Annotated in this window: 17 protein-coding genes; 11 read left to right on the top strand and 6 right to left on the bottom strand. The window is 67.5% G+C overall.

From position 1 onward, the window contains the following. The first annotated feature begins 67 nt into the window (after positions 1-67). The 5 genes from INQ42_RS00250 to INQ42_RS00230 all read left to right on the top strand — a co-directional run bounded on the left by INQ42_RS00250 (position 68) and on the right by INQ42_RS00230 (position 4,860). On the top strand, positions 68-2,566 hold the full coding sequence (locus INQ42_RS00250) for a DEAD/DEAH box helicase (protein ID WP_194034654.1): 2,499 nt from the start codon (positions 68-70) through the stop codon (positions 2,564-2,566). Then, positions 2,563-3,498 (top strand): ribonuclease H-like domain-containing protein, encoded by a 936-nt coding sequence (locus tag INQ42_RS00245; RefSeq protein ID WP_194034653.1) that lies wholly within the window; start codon positions 2,563-2,565, stop codon positions 3,496-3,498. Before INQ42_RS00250 ends, INQ42_RS00245 begins: the two co-directional genes overlap by 4 nt. A gap of 49 nt (positions 3,499-3,547) precedes the next feature. Next, positions 3,548-3,841 carry an I78 family peptidase inhibitor gene (locus INQ42_RS00240; protein WP_194034652.1) on the top strand — a complete coding sequence of 98 codons (294 nt, stop codon included), beginning with the start codon at positions 3,548-3,550 and terminating at the stop codon, positions 3,839-3,841. Positions 3,842-3,913: 72 nt separating this feature from the next. Further along, positions 3,914-4,381, top strand: coding sequence for a ribonuclease domain-containing protein (locus INQ42_RS00235; protein WP_194034651.1), 468 nt, complete (start codon positions 3,914-3,916; stop codon positions 4,379-4,381). Next, complete coding sequence (locus INQ42_RS00230; RefSeq protein WP_228064384.1) at positions 4,381-4,860, top strand: barstar family protein; 480 nt, start codon at positions 4,381-4,383, stop codon at positions 4,858-4,860. The genes INQ42_RS00235 and INQ42_RS00230 overlap by 1 nt, the downstream gene beginning before the upstream one ends. A gap of 45 nt (positions 4,861-4,905) precedes the next feature. Here the strand turns inward: INQ42_RS00230 and INQ42_RS00225 are convergent, their stop codons facing one another. The 6 genes from INQ42_RS00225 to INQ42_RS00200 form a co-directional block, all read right to left on the bottom strand. Further along, on the bottom strand, positions 4,906-5,139 hold the full coding sequence (locus tag INQ42_RS00225; protein ID WP_043959391.1) for a hypothetical protein: 234 nt from the start codon (positions 5,137-5,139) through the stop codon (positions 4,906-4,908). A 66-nt stretch (positions 5,140-5,205) separates the two neighbouring features. After that, the gene (locus INQ42_RS00220; protein WP_194034650.1) at positions 5,206-6,282 is read right to left on the bottom strand and encodes a DNA topoisomerase IB; all 1,077 of its coding nucleotides are present in this window, start codon (positions 6,280-6,282) and stop codon (positions 5,206-5,208) included. A 90-nt stretch (positions 6,283-6,372) separates the two neighbouring features. After that, positions 6,373-7,347: an L-histidine N(alpha)-methyltransferase gene (egtD, locus tag INQ42_RS00215; protein WP_194034649.1), complete on the bottom strand. Its 975-nt coding sequence runs from the start codon at positions 7,345-7,347 to the stop codon at positions 6,373-6,375. Further along, entirely contained in the window at positions 7,344-8,678 is a 1,335-nt protein-coding gene (gene egtB / locus INQ42_RS00210) for an ergothioneine biosynthesis protein EgtB (RefSeq protein ID WP_194034648.1), read from the bottom strand. The genes egtD and egtB overlap by 4 nt, the downstream gene beginning before the upstream one ends. Positions 8,679-8,730: 52 nt before the next feature. Then, the gene (folE, locus tag INQ42_RS00205) at positions 8,731-9,321 is read right to left on the bottom strand and encodes a GTP cyclohydrolase I FolE (protein ID WP_194034647.1); all 591 of its coding nucleotides are present in this window, start codon (positions 9,319-9,321) and stop codon (positions 8,731-8,733) included. A gap of 60 nt (positions 9,322-9,381) precedes the next feature. Continuing rightward, a complete protein-coding gene (locus tag INQ42_RS00200; protein ID WP_194034646.1) occupies positions 9,382-9,864 on the bottom strand; it encodes a hypothetical protein in 483 nt (160 codons plus the stop codon). A gap of 236 nt (positions 9,865-10,100) precedes the next feature. Here INQ42_RS00200 and INQ42_RS00195 point away from each other — a divergent pair, with 236 nt between their 5' ends. The 6 genes from INQ42_RS00195 (at position 10,101) to INQ42_RS00170 (ending at position 14,350) form a co-directional block, all read left to right on the top strand. After that, the gene (locus INQ42_RS00195) at positions 10,101-10,901 is read left to right on the top strand and encodes an ABC transporter ATP-binding protein (protein ID WP_194034645.1); all 801 of its coding nucleotides are present in this window, start codon (positions 10,101-10,103) and stop codon (positions 10,899-10,901) included. After that, positions 10,901-11,650: an MlaE family lipid ABC transporter permease subunit gene (locus INQ42_RS00190; RefSeq protein WP_194034644.1), complete on the top strand. Its 750-nt coding sequence runs from the start codon at positions 10,901-10,903 to the stop codon at positions 11,648-11,650. Before INQ42_RS00195 ends, INQ42_RS00190 begins: the two co-directional genes overlap by 1 nt. A 37-nt stretch (positions 11,651-11,687) precedes the next feature. Then, entirely contained in the window at positions 11,688-12,233 is a 546-nt protein-coding gene (gene mlaD, locus INQ42_RS00185; protein ID WP_194034643.1) for an outer membrane lipid asymmetry maintenance protein MlaD, read from the top strand. 5 nt (positions 12,234-12,238) lie between these two features. After that, a complete protein-coding gene (locus INQ42_RS00180; protein WP_194034642.1) occupies positions 12,239-12,892 on the top strand; it encodes an MlaC/ttg2D family ABC transporter substrate-binding protein in 654 nt (217 codons plus the stop codon). 14 nt (positions 12,893-12,906) lie between these two features. After that, a complete protein-coding gene (locus tag INQ42_RS00175; protein WP_194034641.1) occupies positions 12,907-13,200 on the top strand; it encodes an STAS domain-containing protein in 294 nt (97 codons plus the stop codon). A 70-nt stretch (positions 13,201-13,270) separates the two neighbouring features. Beyond that, on the top strand, positions 13,271-14,350 hold the full coding sequence (locus INQ42_RS00170) for an MlaA family lipoprotein (protein WP_194034640.1): 1,080 nt from the start codon (positions 13,271-13,273) through the stop codon (positions 14,348-14,350). Positions 14,351-14,368: the final 18 nt, after the last annotated feature.

Raw genomic sequence — 14,368 nt, 5'->3', positions numbered from 1 at the left:
GGTCCACCGTCTCACCCACTGAGACCGCCTCATGCTCCCATGGCGCCCTTTCATCACGATGGCCGCCATGTCCTACGCTCTTGCTCCCCGCACCGCCGCCAGCGAACAGGCGCTGTCGACCACCGACGGTCGCCCGTCCCGCGATGGCGCATTGCTGGGTCAGCGGCTGGAGCGGCGCTACGCGGACCGGATCACCGGCAGTTTTACCATTCCCGGTCGCGAGGGCGCCTACGCGCCGATTCCGGAGGATGTGCCGGCGGCATTGAAGTCAGCACTCAAGGACCGCGGCATCGAGCAGCTGTACTCGCACCAGGCCGAGGCGTGGGACGCCACGCAGCGCGGTGAGCACGTCGCCATCGTGACCCCGACTGCCTCGGGCAAGTCGCTTTGCTACACCCTGCCGGTGATGAGTGCGGCGATGACGGGCAAGGCCAAGGCGCTGTACCTGTTCCCGACCAAGGCGCTCGCCCAGGACCAGGTCGCCGAACTGCTGGAGCTCAATCGCGCCGGCGACCTGGGGGTCAAGGCGTTCACCTTCGACGGCGATACCCCCGGCGACGCCCGCCAGGCGATCCGCCTGCACGGCGATATCGTGGTCAGCAACCCCGACATGCTGCACCAGGCGATCCTGCCGCATCACACCAAGTGGGCGCAGTTCTTCGAGAACCTGCGCTATGTCGTCATCGACGAGGTGCACACCTACCGCGGGGTGTTCGGCAGTCACGTGACCAACGTGCTGCGCCGGCTCAAGCGGATCTGCGCGTTCTATGGCGTCAGCCCGCAATTCATCCTCTGCTCGGCGACCATCGGCAACCCGCAGGCGCACTGCGAGGCATTGATTGAAGCACCGGTCACGGCCATCACCGAGTCCGGTGCGCCCAGCGGCGACAAGCACGTGCTGCTGTGGAATCCGCCGGTCGTGAACGCCGATCTGGGCCTGCGCGCCTCGGCGCGTTCGCAGAGCAACCGCATCGCCCGCATCGCGATCAAGAGCGGCCTGAAGACGCTGGTGTTCGCGCAAAGTCGGCTGATGGTCGAGGTACTGACCAAGTACCTGAAGGACATCTTCGACCACGATCCGCGCAAGCCGGCCCGCATCCGTGCCTATCGCGGCGGTTACCTGCCCACCGAGCGCCGCGCGGCCGAGCGCGACATGCGCGTGGGCAACATCGACGGCATCATCTCGACCTCCGCGCTGGAGCTGGGCGTGGACATCGGCGCGCTCGACGTGGTGGTGCTCAACGGCTATCCGGGCTCGGTGGCAGCGACCTGGCAGCGCTTCGGCCGCGCCGGTCGTCGCCAGCAACCGGCTCTGGGCGTGCTGGTCGCCAGCTCGCAGCCGCTGGACCAGTACGTGGTGCGGCATCCGGACTTCTTCGCCGATGCGTCGCCGGAACACGCGCGCGTCGCGCCGGACCAGCCGCTGATCCTGTTCGACCACATCCGCTGCGCGGCCTTCGAGCTGCCGTTCGTGGTCGGCGAGGGCTTCGGTCCGATCGATCCGGACGTGTTCCTGGAGGCGCTGGCCGAGACCGACGTGGTGCACAGGGAAGGCGATCGCTGGGAGTGGATCGCCGACAGCTATCCCGCCGGATCGGTGTCGCTGCGTGCGGTCGCCGATGGCAACTTCGTGGTCGTCGACAAAACCGGCGGCAAGCAGCAGATCATCGCCGAGGTCGACTACTCGGCCGCCGCGCTGACCCTGTACGAGGGCGCGATCCACATGGTCCAGTCCACGCCCTTCCAGGTCGAGCGGCTGGACTGGGAAGGCCGCAAGGCTTACGTGGTGCGCACCTTTGTCGACTACTACACCGACTCCATCGACTACACCAAGCTGAAGGTGCTGGAGCGTTTCGAGGGCGAGGCGGCCGGCCGCGGCGAAGCCAGCCACGGGGAGGTGCACGTGGTGCGCCGGGTGTCGGGGTACAAGAAGATCCGCTACTACACCCACGAGAACATCGGCTACGGCCCGGTCAACCTGCCCGACCAGGAGCTGCACACCACCGCGGCCTGGTGGCAGTTGCCGCAGGCGACGCTGCTGGCGTGGTTTTCGTCGCGGCAGGATGCGCTGGACGGCTTCCTGGGCGCCGGTTACGCGCTCCACGTCGTGGCCACGGTGGCGGTGATGGCCGACGCGCGCGACCTGCAGAAGGCGATCGGCAACGGCGATGGCGCGTGGTTTGCGACTGCCGACAACAAAGGCCGCGGCACCCTGCGCGGGATCGAGGACAGCAGCATCCTGGATGACGAGGACACCAACCACCGCCTGACCCACGCCAACGAGGAGATGATCGAGGTGCGCCAGTTCGTACCGACGATCTATCTCTACGACAACTTCCCCGGCGGCGTGGGTCTCAGCGAGCCGCTGTGGAACCGCCAAGCCGAGTTGGTCCGGCGCGCGTCCGAACTGGTCGGGCGTTGCGACTGCAGGTCCGGCTGCCCGGCCTGTGTCGGTCCCATCCTGGCGGCGGACGAGGGCGGCGACGAGGCCACGCCCAAGTCGCTGGCGCTGCGGGTGCTGGAGTTGCTGCAGGCTAAAGAATCACTGGAGGCGACCGAGGCGTGAGCATCAATCCGGACAAGTTGCGCGCGTTGCGGAGGCAGGCCGGTGGTCAGGTCCGAGGGACGCCAACTCGGCCGGCAGTGACGGCGGCAGCTCCCCGAGCGGTAGACGCAGCCGCTGCCGGCCCTGCGCCGACGCGCAACACATCGATCGAATCGCTGCGCCGGCTGCTGGGCGTTCGCGAGCGCAAGCCCGCCTACATGAATTACCCCACCGGCCCGATCGACCGCGCGCTGCCGGGGGAGGAAATCGCACCCGGCCTGCGCATGATCCAGTCGCACGTCGCCTTCCCCGCGCCGGCCACTACGCTGGCGCTGGACTTTGCCAAGCGCCACGGCGAAGCGGTTGATCCGCGCGAGCTGCTCTTTTTCGACACCGAGACCACCGGTCTGGCCGGAGGTACCGGAACCCGTGCATTTCAGATCGGTGCGGCCGACTGGCATCATGACCCGGTCCATGGCGACGGCCTGCGCATCCGCCAGTTGCTGATCACGACCCTGGCCGCCGAGCCTTTGATGCTGCAGACCTTCACCGACTGGCTCGGGCCGAACACCGTCCTGTCGAGCTACAACGGCCGCTGCTACGACGCGCCGCTGCTGAAGACGCGCTACCGGCTGGCACGGATGGACGATCCGATCACCGGCCTGGACCACGTCGACCTGCTGTTTCCGACCCGACGGCGCTACCGCGGGGTCTGGGAAAACTGCCGTCTGGCGACCATCGAGCGCGAGCTGCTCGGCATCGTCCGCGAGGACGACCTGCCCGGCTCGGAAGCACCGGCGGCGTGGCTTTCCTACCTGCGCGGCGGCCCGTCCTCGCTGCTGCGCCGGGTGTGCGCCCACAACCACCAGGACGTGGTGACGCTGGCGAGGCTGATCCTGCGACTGGTGGACGCTGAGGCGGAAGCTGCCGGCGAGGTGTTTACCGCATCCTAACGACGCCGCGGGCACGATCAGGAGGATCGCCCGTCGAATGGAGAAGCCAATGATCCGCGCCGCACTGTCCGCCTCCGCACTCGTTCTTGTCGCAGCCGCCTGCACCACGATGCCGCCACCAATGGCCCAGCAGCGGCCGGATTCCTGCACCACGGATACGATCGGCTGGGTGATCGGCCAGGCCGCCACCCCGGAAGTGGTCGAGCGCGCCCAGTTCGAAAGCTACAGCCGCGCCGTCCGGGTAATCGAGCCCGGCATGGCAGTAACGCTGGACTATCGCGGCGACCGCCTCAACCTGCACGTCAACAGCGCCGGCGCGATCAACCAGGCAACCTGCGGTTGAGTCCATCGCCGCGATAGCCCGGCACCGATCAGGCAGTAGACTCTGCCGGTCAAATCACCAAGGAAGTGCCTGATGGACCGCACTCGGTTGTGGCTGGTCGCCGCTGTAATCGTGGCCGGCTTGTGGTCGTGGAGCCAGTATCGCCAAGCGCCCGTCTTGCCGTCCCCGCCGACGGTTCAATCACCTGCGAGGGAAGGCGATCCGGTTGCCTCCGCCAACTCACCCACTGCCGCGCCCGCTCCGGCGAAGGTTGGGCAACCTCGGTATCCCGCGTTCCTGCCCGCAGAGGCCCACCCCGTGCTGGACGCGATCGCGCGCGGCGGGCCGTACGCGTATCGCCAGGACGACGGCGTCTTCCAGAATCGCGAGCGACTCCTGCCGCAGCGGCCGCGCGGCCACTACCGCGAATACACCGTCCCGTCGCCGGGCGCAGCCGACCGGGGCGCGCGGCGGATCGTCACCGGCGGCGATCCGCCGACGGAGTACTTCTACACCGACGACCACTACGGCAGCTTCCGCCCATTCGAGGTAACCCCGTGATGCCCACCGACATCCGTGCGTTGCTGCTCGAGCCCGATCAGGCCCGGGCGTTCTTCATTGATGATCGCGACAGTGGCCCCATGGCGGAGGCCGCCGCGTCACTGGATTTTGCGATCGCGCGAATCGATCTGGCGGGCTGCACCGAGAAAGCGGACGCGCTTGAGCGGATCGCCAGGGGACTGTCATTCCCAGGCTGGTTTGGCGGCAACTGGGATGCGCTGGCCGATTGCCTCGGTGACCTGTCGTGGTTGCTGGCGCCGGGCTACATGCTGCTGATCGCGAATAGCGGCGCCTGGCGCGCCGCGCAGCCGGAGGAGTTCGACACCTTGGTGGCGATCCTCAATGAGGCAGCGCTTGAATGGCGCGAGCGCAACGTGGCCTTCTGGGCGCTGCTGCCGCTGGCGGCCGAAGCGATGAAAGCGCTCGAGAATGCCATCGAGCCGCCGCCGGACAGCGAAGCGAGCTACAGCGGTCCCTGAGAGCGGCTTCAGCGCAGGGTCGCTTCAGCGCAGGGCTGCCTCGTCTCAGACCCGATCGTCCAGGCCGATGACGCCGGACTTGCGGGCGCAATGCGCGCAGCAGTACATCTTGCCGTCATGCTCACTGCCGTGGCCGATGATCTTGCACTTGCAGTGGGAACAGTTCGGGGCGAGCGCATGGATCGCGCATTCGAACGAGTCGAACGTTCCGCCGCCGTCGACGGTTTTCACGGTGAAGCTCTTGTCGTAGTCGTTGCCGCAGACATCGCATGTCGCCATGGTGGTTTCTCCACACGGGACGCCGAGTGTCGCGTGGTCGGCGACCACACCGGGTGAAGGATTGTGCTAGCGCGCCCGCTTGTGCTCGCGCTTGAGGAACTTCAGCGCAGCGCGTTCCCATTGGCGGGCGCCGCGCGCATTGGCGGCGGCACGCTGCAGCCGGCCCTGCTCCCAGCCATCAAAGACCACCGGGTCGATGTAGGCCTTGCGACACACCGCCGGGGTGTTACCCAGTTCCTCGGCGACCTGCTTGATCACCGCGTTGCGCGCCTGGGCGAGGGCGCGCTCGCTGGGCTCGCCGCCGGGTCCGGGCTCGGGCACAGGCGTGCCTGCCAACTCACGAAACGCGATCAGCGTGCCGCCCCAGGTGCGGAAGTCCTTGGCGCTGAAGCCGTTGCCCAGGCGGCGGTGGAGATAGTCATTCACAGCGCCAGAATCGACCGGCTGGATGCTGCCGTCGTCGTCGCGGTACTGGAACAGTGCCTGCCCCGGCAGTTGCTGGCAACGCTTGACCAGCTTCGCCAGTCGCGCATCGTCAAGTTCGATCTCATGCTCCTGACCGCCCTTGCCGCGGAAGCTCAGGCGCGCGCGGCCGCCGCGCAGGAAGGCGATATGGCGGTTGCGCAGGGTTGTCAGGCCGAAGGAGCGATTGCTGCGCGCATAGCGGTCATTGCCGATCCGCACCAGCGTATCGGCCAGCAGCGCGACGACGATCGCCAATACCTTGTCGCGCCCGAAACCCGGTTCGCCAAGGTCCTTGCGCAGGTGCCGGCGCAACCTGGGCAAGGCCGCCCCGAACTCGACGATGCGATCGAATTTGCCGTCCCCGCGGATCCGGCTCCAGTCGGCGTGATAGCGGTACTGCTTGCGGCCGCGCGCGTCGCGCCCGGTCGCCTGCAGGTGACCGTTCGCCCGCTGGCAGATCCACACCTCGGTCCAGGCCGGCGGGATCGCCAGCGCCTGGATGCGCGCAAGGGTCTTTGCATCGGTGACGCGATCGCCGTCCGCATCGCGATAGTGGAAGCCCTTGCCGGCCCGCAGACGGGCGATACCGGGATGATCGTCGCAAACGTAGCGAAGCCCGGCCTGGCTGGCCGCCTCGACCGATTCGGGAGGGGGTGACACGGACGCTTGTGATCTCATCGCGAGAGCATCCACAGCGTCGTGTCGAGGAACTGCGAACCCGGCGCCTGCGGGATCGGCAGGTCACGGCGAAACGCCTGACTACGGCGATCAGGCCGCCGCGAGCAGACGCAAACCGAACCAGCCCTTGGGATCGTTCCAACGCTCGATGACGCGCAGGCCGGCGCGCGCGGCCAGCGCGGCGAAGCTGGCGTCAGTGTACTTGTGGCTGTACTCGACTTCCATCGCCTCGCCGTCAAGGAAACTGAACTGCCGGCCGGCCACGGTCACCTGCTGGTCGCGCAGGCTGACCAGGTGCGTCTCGATACGCATGCGTTCGCGCGAGTACACCGCACGATGAGCGAACGAGTCCACGTCGAAGTCGCTGCCGATGTCGCGGTTGAGCCGCACCAGCAGGTTGAGGGTGAAGTCGGCGGTGACCCCGGCGGCGTCGTTGTAGGCCGCCTCGATCAGCGCCGGCTCCTTGTCCAGGTCGATGCCGATCAACGCCTGACCGCCGGCACCCATCGTCTCGCGCATCGATCGCAGCAGGCGCTCGGCGTCCGCGGGCAGGAAGTTGCCCAACGTCGATCCGGGGAAGAACACCAGCACGTGGCCATTGCCGCGCGACGGGATGGGAAGTGGCACCGGCTGGGTGAAGTCGGCGCAGACCGGCAGCATTTCCACGTCCGGATACGCATCGGCCAGACGTTCCACGCTGGCCAGCAACGCCGTGCGGGAAATCTCGATCGGCGTGTAGGCCACCGGATCGGCCAGCCCGTCCAGCAGCAGGTGGGTCTTGCGCCCGCTGCCGCTGCCGTATTCGACCACGTGAGCGCGCGGCGTAACCGCCTCGGCGATGGAAGGCATGGAAGCCTCCAGCAGGTCCAGCTCGACGCGGGTCAGGTAATACTCCGGCTCCCGGGTGATCTGCTCAAACAGGCGCGAGCCGTGCTCGTCGTAGAAGTACTTCGAGGGCAGCGTCTTGGGCGTCGCCGACAGTCCCGCGAGCACGTCGCCGGTGATGTCGTCGGCGCTGGGCTGCAGGTCGCTGAGCGTGATCTTCGACGCCACGGTGACCGTCATGCGTCGCGCGCCAGACGCAGGCCGCTGAACTGCCAGCGGTCGGGGGCGTGGAAGAAGTTGCGATAACTGGCGCGCAGGTGGTCGCGCGGGCTGGCACAGCTGCCGCCGCGCAGGATCTGTTGTCCGCTCATGAACTTGCCGTTGTATTCGCCCAGTGACCCGGGCATCTCGCGAAATCCCGGATACGCGGTGTAGGCGCTTGAGGTCCACTCCCACACGTCGCCGAACATCTGTCGTGGACCGCCGGCGTCGGCGCTTTCGACGTAGCGTTGCGGCGGAACAGGATGCAGGTAGCCCTGATCGACGAAATTGCCGGCGACGGCCACCGACGCGGCCGCGTTTTCCCACTCGACCTCGGTGGGCAGGCGCGCGCCGGCCCAGCGTGCGAAGGCGTCCGCTTCGTAGTAGCTGAGGTGGCTGACCGGTGCGTGGGTATCAATCGGACGCATGCCGCCAAGAGTGAACTCGCACTCCGACGCCTCGTCCCAGTACAACGGGCGCTGCCACGCGTCCTGGTTGACCCGCGCCCAGCCATCGCTCAGCCACAGCGCGGCATCGCGGTAGCCGCCGGCCTCGACGAAGTCGCGGTACTCGCCGTTGGTCACCGGCCGGGTGGCGAGCGCATGCGCCGGCATCAACACGCGATGCCGGGGCGACTCGTTGTCGAACGCAAAATGCTCGCTGTCCAGCGGCCAGGCGGCGGCGCCGATCTCGACGATGGATTCCTCCTGGCCCAGCCAGTCCAGCGCACCCGCGGCGGCGCCGGCAACCGGCAAATCGTCGCGGTAGGCGGGCTTCAGGGGATTGCACCACAGCGCGTGCTTGATGTCGGTCAGCAGCAGCTCCTGGTGCTGCTGCTCGTGATGCAGGCCCAGCTCGATGCGCTGGAGCAGCGAAGTGCCAAATTGATCGTCAGAGAACGCGCGCGCCATGCGATCGTCCACCTGCCGGCGGTAATCGAGCACCTGCGCGAGCGAGGGCCGCGAGAGCATCCCGCGCCGGTGTCGCGCGTGCATGGGGCCGACGCTCTGGTAATAGCTGTTGAACAGATAGTCCCAGTTGGCGTTGACCGCCTGGTAGCCTCCGCTCCCGGCCAGCACGAATCGCTCGAAGAACCACGTGGTGTGCGCCAGGTGCCACTTGGTCGGACTGGTTTCTTCCATCGACTGCAGCATTGCGTCTTCCGCCGACACCGGCTCGGCCAGAGCAACGCTGCGCGCGCGTACAGCGCGATAGCGGGACGCGAGGGAATGCGCACCAGAAGGTGTGACGGCGGGGCGCTGCGGGTCTGCCGGCGCGTCGGCCGGATGCGGGGCGGGTTGGCTGGACATGGCCGCAGAATACAGAGCCGAATGTATCGACCGGATCACGAAGCAGCCGCAGTCAGCTGCGCGCCGGGCTGCCAATGAACTGCAGGAACTCGGCGCGGGTGCGGCCGTCCTCGCGGAAGCCGCCCATCATTTTGGAGGTGACCATCGCCACCCCGCGCTTGTGCACGCCGCGGGTGGTCATGCAGCCATGGCTGGCCTCGATCACCACGCCGACGCCGCGCGGCTGCAGCACGCGCTGGATGCAATCGGCGATCTGCGCGGTCATTTTCTCCTGCACCTGCAGGCGCCGTGCGTAGGCATCGACCACCCGTGCCAGCTTGCTGATCCCCACCACCTTGCCGTCGGGCAGGTAGCCAACGTGCGCGCGGCCGATGATCGGCGCCATGTGGTGCTCGCAGTGACTCTCGAAGCGGATGTCACGAAGCACGATCAGCTCGTCATAACCGGCGACTTCTTCAAACGTGCGCGCCAGGTACTCGTCGGGATCGATCGCGTAGCCGCTGAACCAGTCCGCGTAGGCCTTGGCGACGCGCTTGGGCGTATCGATCAGCCCTTCACGGGCGGGGTCGTCACCGGCCCACGACAGCAGGGTGCGGACAGCGGCCTCGGCCTCTTCGCGAGTGGGTCTGACGGGATCGGCCATGGCTCTGCAACACCTTGTCTGGGGGACCCGCCATGCTACTCCAGCGGCGTCAGGCAGGCATCAGCGCTTGCCTGCGGCCACCTTGCGCGCACCCTCGCGCAGGTAGTCCCAGCCGGCGGAAATGGCCGGTCGGGCTTCGGCCCATTCGGCACGCTCCGGGCGGACGGCACGCTCGACCTGCCACTCCTCTCGCAGGTCCGGCTCCACTTCGGCCCACGGCCGGCCGTGGTACTCCTCGAAATGGTCGAACGCGAACTGGTAAGCGGGTTCGTAGTCATCCCAGGTCGTGCCGGGGCGGTAATACGCCGCGCCGCTGTAGTCGCGTTGGAAGTGCGCGCGGTAATCCTCGACATTGGCCGTCTCGGCCATGGATTCGCCTGCGCCGGCACCGATCACGCCGCCGGCAATAGCACCGATCGCCATGCCAATTGGACCGCCAGGCGCACCGACGGCCGCACCGGTCACCGCGCCGGCGGCAGCTCCGGCGCCCGTACCGAGTGCCTGCTTGCCACTGTCATCGACTGCCTTTTTTTCGTCGTTCATGGGAGTTGCTCCGTCAAAGTTACCGAAGACCGGATCTGTGCCGGCATGGACACCACCTTGGCGGGAACCGCGTCCCTCCCCGGTGAAGGCGATCGCCGCGAAGATCCATGGCGGATGCTCCGCGCCGACGCTCATTCAGCCTGCGGAGTGCGTGGCGGGCGTCGTACTGCGACAATGCGCGACCAGCCCAGCCTGACAGGCTGCGGCATTCGCGTCCGCCTGCCCCGTCCATGCCCATGACCGTTTCCGACCCCATTGTCCGCCTTGCCGGCCTGCGCCTTGATCGCGGCAGCCGCACGGTATTGCAGGACATCAACCTCAGCGTGCCACGCGGCCAGGTGCTGACGGTGTTCGGCCCCTCCGGCAGCGGCAAGTCCACCCTGCTGGCGGCGCTGACGGGCGAACTGGCGGCTGCCGCGGGCACGGTGGAGATCTTCGGCCAGCCGATTCCGCGCCGATCCCGTGCGCTCTATGAAGTGCGCAAGGGCATCGGCGTGTTGCTGCAGGGCAATGGCCTGCTGACGGACCTGACCGTGGCCGAGAACGTGGCCCTGCCGCTGCGCACCCACACGGCGCTGCCGCGGGCGGTCATCGACCGCCTGGTGCGGATGAAGCTGCATGCCGTCGGCCTGGTGGCCGCGGCGGATGCGTTCCCGCGCGAATTGTCCGGAGGAATGGCGCGCCGGGTTGCGCTGGCACGGGCGCTGGCGATGGACCCGCCGCTGATGATCTACGACGAGCCGCTGACCGGACTGGATCCGATCGCCGCCGGGGTGGTGATGGAACTGGTGCGCCGGCTCAATGACAGCCTCGGCCTGACCAGCATCCTGGTGTCGCACCACGTCCGCGAAACCCTCCCAATCTGCGACCAGGCGATCATGATTGCCAATCGCACGATCGTGTTTTCCGGCACGCCGGCCGAATTGCAGGCAAGCACCGATCCGCTGGTGCGGCAGTTCCTGGATGGCGATCCGGACGGCCCGATCGCGTTCGATGCGCGGCCCCGCACCGCCACCACGTCACAGGAAGCCGCCTGATGGCCATCGCCCCCCCGGTCCGCTCGGTCGGTCGCGCCGGCCTGTTCACCCTGTCGGTGCTGCGCGCCTCGGTCCCTAGCCGCGACCTGTTCCGCGAGCTGGTCCGTGAGATCTACAAGATCGGTGCGCGCTCGCTGCCGATCATCGTCGTTGGCGGCGCCTTCGTCGGCCTGTCGCTGACCCTGCTGGCGTATCGCGCGCTGGACACCTACGGCGCCAGTACCCAGGTCAGCATGATCCTGGGCCTGGGCATCTACCGCGAGCTGGGCCCGGTACTGACGGCGCTGCTCTTCATCGGTCGCGCCGGCTCATCCATCGCCGCCGAGCTGGGACTGATGCGCGCGACCGACCAGATCACCGCGCTGGGCCTGATGGGCATCGACCCCGTTGGCAAGGCGGTCGCACCGCGGTTCTGGGCCGCCGTGCTGTGCGTACCGCTGCTGACCGGCTTCTTCTGCAGCCTGGCCATCAGCGCCAGCTACCTGGAGGCGGTGCACGTGATCGGCGTGGACGCCGGGGTGTTCTGGCAGGTCCTGCGCGACAGCGTCGACCTGGTCGACGACTTCGGCATGGCGATGGTCAAGTCCGCGGTGTTTGGCGGTGTGGCAGCGCTGGTGGCGGCCTATGTCGGTTTCCATGCCGAACCCACCATCGAAGGCACCTCGGTGGCGACCACCAAGGCGGTGGTGAACGCCTCGCTGCTGGTGCTGATGCTGAACTTCGTGATGTCCGCCCTGCTATTCAACTGAACCCACCTTCGAACCCAACTTTCCCGAGTAGCACCCCATGAGCAACCACAGCCCCCGTATCGAATTCGCCGTCGGCGCCTTTTTGCTGCTCGCATTGGCGTCCCTGCTGGTGCTGGCCATGAGCTCCACCAACGGCAAGCTGGGCTGGTTTGGTGGCAATGACTACGAGATCACCGCCCGCTTCAGCAACCTCGGCCCCTTGCGCTCCAATGCGCCGGTCAAGATCGGTGGCGTGGCGATCGGCCGGGTGTCCGGCATCACCCTGGACCCGGTGAAGCTGGACTCGGTGGTGACACTGGCCATCGACAAGCGATATGACGACCTGCCGGCGGACACCAGCGCCGCCATCCTCACCTCCGGCCTGCTGGGTGAGAGCTACATCGGCCTGCAGCCCGGCGGCGATCCCGAGCCCCTGAAAGAGGGCGACCAGATCTTCCTGACCCAGTCCTCGGTCGACCTGATCCAGATGGTCGGCAAGTACATGTTCAGCGGCGGTCCGGAGAATGGGCCGGGTAGCGCCGATGACGGCGCCGCCGAGCTTCCTGCGTACCTGCAGGAGAGCGGCGACACTCCCAAGGACTGAATGCAATGAAAATCCGCCTGATCTCCGTTCTGGTCTCAGCTGCCTTGCTGGCCACCGTTCCCGCCCTGGCGTTCGCCGGCGGACAGACCGCCGCTCCGGCGACGTCGACCGCTGCCACGCCCAGCAAGCTGGTGCTGGACAACTCCACCCGCGTGCTGACAACGCTGGAAGCGCGTCGCGCCGAGTTCACCACCGATCGCGCCGCGCTGCAGAAGTTCATCAGTGCCGAATTCGAGCAGATGTTCGACAGCAAGTACGCCGCCCAACTGGTGCTCGGCCGCCACGGCCGCGGGGCTGCGGACGCGGACGTCAACCGTTTTGCCAAGGCGCTGACCAGCAACCTGATGGGCCGCTACGGTTCGTCGTTGCTGGACTTCAATACCCGCCTGAAAGTGCGCATCAAGTCGGAGACGCCGCTGCGTGGCGGCGCGATGGTGAAGGTGTCCAGCGAATTCCTTCGCCAGGGCGGCGATCCGATTCCGGTGGACTACCTGATGCGCAAGGTGGGCAACGACTGGAAGGTATTCGACGTCATGGTGGAAGGCGTGAGTTTCGTGCAGACCTTCCGCAACCAGTTTGACGAGCCGTTGGCGCGCAAGTCGATCAACGAGATCTCGACCGACCTGGAAGCGGGCAGGCTGCAGCCGACCGCCAAGTGACATCAGGGCCTGACATGGGTTCCGCTGCGTCCATCGCATCGGTCCGGCGTGAGGACGACGCGCTGGTGTTTTCCGGCACGCTGGACCGCGGCGCAGTGCCTGCGCTGTGGACGCAATGCGCCGCATGGCAGTCTGGCGTCACGCGGCTCGATCTGGTCGCAGTGGACCGCGTGGACAGTGCTGGCGTGGCTCTGCTTGCCGAGCTGGCGGCCCGCACCGGCGCGAGCGCGGTGGAAGGCGACCCGATCGGCCTGGCCGAGCTGCGGCGCGCCTACCGTCTGGGCGCCACGTTGGATTTTGCCACCTAGACCGGTTTCTGCATGCGCCGGTGGTTTCCACCGCGTAATGCATCCACCGACGCGCCATGGACTGCTTTTGATGCCAACCCGACCCCGTAACCGTCACCGCCGCGCGCCTTCGCAGGCGCTGGGCCTGTGCTTGGTGCTCGCCGTCGCGAGCGTGGGTTGCGCCAGCGCGCAGGCGCGCAGCGACGCGGCGCAGCCAGTATCTTCGGCGGACTCGTTGTTGAATGACCCGCTCGATCCTGGTGCGGACTCCGCCGCGGCGGTCGCCGGGGATTCACCGGCGCAGCAGGACGCCGGGGAGCAGGCGGAGACCACCACGGGAATTGCCGCACCCGATGAGGACACCGCCGACGCGCAAGCCCGCACCGACGCGGAGCGCGATTTCGACGCGCTCTATGGCCCTTATGATCCGGTCGCCGATCCCAACCTGCCGGCGGCCGCACAGATGCCCGGCGTCTACGATCCGTGGGAGCGCTACAACCGCTCCATGCACCGCTTCAACAACGCAGTCGATCGCAGCGTCGCGCGACCGCTGGCGCGGTTCTACGTCGCGGTAACGCCGCGCCCGGTTCGGCTGGGAGTGAGCAATTTCTTCAGCAACCTGGGCCAGCCGGTCACCGCGGTCAACGCCCTGTTGCAGGGAAAGCCGGGGCAGGCCGGACAGGCCATGGGGCGCTTCGTGCTCAACACCACGCTTGGCATCGCCGGCATCTTCGATCCTGCCAGCGACGCCAATCTGGATCGCCGCAGCGAGGACTTCGGCCAGACCCTGGGCGTGTGGGGCTGGGAGCGCTCGCGCTACGTCGAGCTGCCGTTATTCGGCCCGCGAACCGTGCGCGACGTGCTTGGCATGGTCGGCGATGCCCCGCTCAGCCCGCTGCGCCAGGTCGAAGAGGACAAGATCCGGATCCCGTTGCAGGGCCTGCAACTGGTGGATGTACGCACCCAGTTGCTGTCGACCGACAGCCTGCGCGAAGGCGCCGCGGATGACTACGCGCTGGTCCGCGATGCGTGGATGCAGCGCCGCAACTACCAGATCCTCGGCGACCGCATGAACGAGGAAACGGATGACGCGCTGCCCGATTACCTGCGCGACGACGACAACCCGCTCGTCCCCGCCTCGGCCATGCCGGTGATGCCGACCGACAACTGAGTCGTGCGGCGATGGCCG

This window comes from Lysobacter avium, from assembly GCF_015209745.1.
GTDB lineage: Bacteria > Pseudomonadota > Gammaproteobacteria > Xanthomonadales > Xanthomonadaceae > Novilysobacter > Novilysobacter avium.
Note: the sequence above shows the minus strand (reverse complement) of the source record. Positions and strands in the feature narration are given on the sequence as shown.

What these genes read in the sequence shown, in the direction of transcription:
- INQ42_RS00250 (WP_194034654.1), top strand. Translation starts at nt 68, where the DNA reads ATGTCCTACGCTCTTGCTCCCCGCACCGCCGCCAGCGAACAGGCGCTG.
- INQ42_RS00240 (WP_194034652.1), top strand. Translation starts at nt 3,548, where the DNA reads ATGATCCGCGCCGCACTGTCCGCCTCCGCACTCGTTCTTGTCGCAGCC.
- INQ42_RS00235 (WP_194034651.1), top strand. Translation starts at nt 3,914, where the DNA reads ATGGACCGCACTCGGTTGTGGCTGGTCGCCGCTGTAATCGTGGCCGGC.
- INQ42_RS00230 (WP_228064384.1), top strand. Translation starts at nt 4,381, where the DNA reads ATGCCCACCGACATCCGTGCGTTGCTGCTCGAGCCCGATCAGGCCCGG.
- INQ42_RS00225 (WP_043959391.1), bottom strand. Translation starts at nt 5,139, where the DNA reads ATGGCGACATGCGATGTCTGCGGCAACGACTACGACAAGAGCTTCACC.
- INQ42_RS00220 (WP_194034650.1), bottom strand. Translation starts at nt 6,282, where the DNA reads ATGAGATCACAAGCGTCCGTGTCACCCCCTCCCGAATCGGTCGAGGCG.
- egtD (WP_194034649.1), bottom strand. Translation starts at nt 7,347, where the DNA reads ATGACGGTCACCGTGGCGTCGAAGATCACGCTCAGCGACCTGCAGCCC.
- egtB (WP_194034648.1), bottom strand. Translation starts at nt 8,678, where the DNA reads ATGTCCAGCCAACCCGCCCCGCATCCGGCCGACGCGCCGGCAGACCCG.
- folE (WP_194034647.1), bottom strand. Translation starts at nt 9,321, where the DNA reads ATGGCCGATCCCGTCAGACCCACTCGCGAAGAGGCCGAGGCCGCTGTC.
- INQ42_RS00200 (WP_194034646.1), bottom strand. Translation starts at nt 9,864, where the DNA reads ATGAACGACGAAAAAAAGGCAGTCGATGACAGTGGCAAGCAGGCACTC.
- INQ42_RS00195 (WP_194034645.1), top strand. Translation starts at nt 10,101, where the DNA reads ATGACCGTTTCCGACCCCATTGTCCGCCTTGCCGGCCTGCGCCTTGAT.
- INQ42_RS00190 (WP_194034644.1), top strand. Translation starts at nt 10,901, where the DNA reads ATGGCCATCGCCCCCCCGGTCCGCTCGGTCGGTCGCGCCGGCCTGTTC.
- mlaD (WP_194034643.1), top strand. Translation starts at nt 11,688, where the DNA reads ATGAGCAACCACAGCCCCCGTATCGAATTCGCCGTCGGCGCCTTTTTG.
- INQ42_RS00180 (WP_194034642.1), top strand. Translation starts at nt 12,239, where the DNA reads ATGAAAATCCGCCTGATCTCCGTTCTGGTCTCAGCTGCCTTGCTGGCC.
- INQ42_RS00175 (WP_194034641.1), top strand. Translation starts at nt 12,907, where the DNA reads ATGGGTTCCGCTGCGTCCATCGCATCGGTCCGGCGTGAGGACGACGCG.
- INQ42_RS00170 (WP_194034640.1), top strand. Translation starts at nt 13,271, where the DNA reads ATGCCAACCCGACCCCGTAACCGTCACCGCCGCGCGCCTTCGCAGGCG.